Annotated in this window: 1 protein-coding gene and 1 pseudogene; both read left to right on the forward strand. The window is 56.1% G+C overall.

Annotation, left to right across the window (positions count from 1 at the left end):
- Positions 1 to 211: pseudogene (locus tag FL311_RS42800) on the forward strand (IS5/IS1182 family transposase); the annotation flags it as partial.
- A gap of 143 nt (positions 212 to 354) precedes the next feature.
- Positions 355 to 1,734 (forward strand): hypothetical protein, encoded by a 1,380-nt coding sequence (locus tag FL311_RS42805; protein WP_141333393.1) that lies wholly within the window; start codon positions 355 to 357, stop codon positions 1,732 to 1,734.
- Positions 1,735 to 2,040 lie beyond the last annotated feature (306 nt).

Genomic DNA, 2,040 nt, shown 5'->3' on the forward strand with positions numbered 1-2,040 from the left:
GCGAAGCATCGTTCCCCGCATCGCCAAGCCGGGAATCGAGTCCAGCGAGAAGCTGGGACGCTACAGGTGGAAGGTGGAACAGAGGCTCGCTCATCTGCACCGCTTTCGCCGCCTGCGCATCCGTGATGACCGCCGAGAGGACTTCCACCTGTCGCTCCTTCACCTCGGCGTGGACCTCATGCTCTTCCGGAGGCTGTGCCCGTTTTGTTAGGCACTCTTAGTGGCAGCGGGAGGCCACGCCCCGGGGCACCTGTGACCCTCCCTGCTGTTCGAGTGGATTCTGTCTATAATCGATGCAAGAGCTACGCAATCGGCATTTGCAGCATGGGGTGGCAGATATTTTGAATGTGCTAGGTGTCGCTGTTCGCCGGTGTTTGCGGCAGCAGAGGGGTTCTCATGGCATGGGCTAATACTTCATTTAACGTGCAGCGGCAGAGCGACCACCATGCAATCTCGGCATTTTTGAAGGTTTTTGCAGATAGCGAAGTGGTGCGCTCGGGAATCAAGGTTCGCGCGGCGGAAGCTTCGCTCGACATTGGTCCTGGGATTTCACCAAAGTCGGAGGGTGAGGAAGATTTAAGACGAATATTGAAATTGCTGCCAGATGACTCAATGTCAATCGTCAATCTGGCACTCCACTGCCTGTATGGCGACCGTGGCTTCGTTGTGAAGCTGCAGAGAAATGGCAATGGGGCTGCCGACATTATCAATCTTGAACTTAATGGACTTGGAGGCGCGGGGGAGGGGAAGGAGGTTGTCGCAGCCATGATTCATCTCGTTGCGGTATTGAAGAGACATCTAAAGGCTCTCGATGCACGAGACGGGATCGCATCGATTGTTGGGAAAGAGACCAAGCGCTTTCTGGAGCGACGCGAGGTGGAGTTACTCAAAGTCGAAGAACTCGGAAGAACCTTGGTTGCGCAATTGGCGGAGAGTACTGCCACCGTCCGAGTTCAACTGGAGGAGGAGTATCGCTTACGTCGTCTTGCGGTTGAGACAGAAGGCACGACTGAAAAACAACGATTGCTGGCAGTGATTCAGGAGCGAGAGAAGCACTTGGAATTGCGCGAGAAGGAAGTCGATCGCCGTATTGCCGAGATCGACGACAGGGACTCGCGCCATGTTCGTCGAGACATCCGACGAGAGCAGAAGAGAGAACTCCAGGCGAGCGCTGAGAAGTTTGGCCTTACGAATGGGACTCAGGAGTTGCGCAATCCCGTCAGAAATGCCAGTTATCTCTTGATTATCGTCCTGCTATTGCTGGTTGTTGCTTCGACTGTTTTTAATTTCATGTTGCTAGTTGATGACGCAGAGTTGTCGACCATTGCCTGGGCGTTTCTTGGGGCAAAGCAATCTATTCTGACTGCCGGGCTTGTTAGTGCTGTGGTTTTCCATATCAGGTGGAGCAATCGCTGGTTTGAGCAGCATGCGTCAGAGGAGTTTCGCCTAAAGCGTCTTGGGCTTGACCTTGATCGAGCCAGTTGGTTGGTTGAGACAGCCCTAGAGTGGAAAGAGATAAAGGGGACGGAGACGCCGATTGCATTGATAGATCGGCTCAGCGCAGGGCTTTTTGTTCCGGATGTGCCGAAGCAAGACCAGACTGCGGTTGATCGATTGGCTGCTGCCCTTCTTGGGGCGTCTGCGGAAGTGACGCTTCCGATTCCAGGAGGAGGGACAGCTCGACTCGACCGCAAGGGAATTGAAGCGATGCGAAAGGCAAGTGAAAATGATTAGGCAGGCTTGTGGCGCCTAACAAAACGGGCACAGCCTCCGGAAGAGCATGAGGTCCACGCCGAGGTGAAGGAGCGACAGGTGGAAGTCCTCTCGGCGGTCATCACTGTTGCGAGGCGGGCTGGTTGATGGACGAGCGAGCCGCCTGGTTGATGGGCATCACCGAGCGCGAGCGTCAGCGAGCGCGCCCGGTGATGGGAGTGGCCTAAAGAGCGGCGGAGTCGGTGTCGAGCACGCGTGCGAGTACGTCGCGCTCGACGAGCTTCTTCTTGCGACGCGCGGCCTCGCGAAGCGCCGTGGTCGCGAGCC

It is taken from the genome of Myxococcus sp. AB025B (genome assembly GCF_006518215.1).
GTDB lineage: Bacteria > Myxococcota > Myxococcia > Myxococcales > Myxococcaceae > Myxococcus > Myxococcus fulvus.